The sequence below is a fragment of the Halorubrum sp. Hd13 genome (assembly GCF_002252755.1).
Classification (GTDB): Archaea; Halobacteriota; Halobacteria; order Halobacteriales; family Haloferacaceae; genus Halorubrum.
Window position 1 is genome coordinate 51,033 of record NZ_NHOY01000007.1, and the last position, 201, is coordinate 51,233.

The window sequence follows — 201 nt, forward strand, 5'->3', positions numbered from 1 at the left end:
GGGGGTCGTCTTCCTCCGCGTCATCGCGCTGTCGTGGGCGTTCTTCGGCGGGCTCATGGTGATACAGGGCGCGTTCCGCGGCGCGGGCCACACCAAGGCGGCGCTGGCGCTCTCGCTGCTCTCCCGGTGGGCCGTCCGGATTCCGCTCGCCGCCCTGCTCGCGTTCGGGGCGGTCGGGATCACGCTCGGCGGCGGGGCGGT

1 pseudogene (cut by a window edge) is annotated in these 201 nt (G+C 74.6%); it reads left to right on the forward strand.

Annotated elements, in window-relative coordinates:
* Positions 1 to 201, forward strand: a pseudogene (locus DJ81_RS01305) (MATE family efflux transporter); its annotated part reaches 859 nt to the left of the window's first position; the annotation flags it as partial.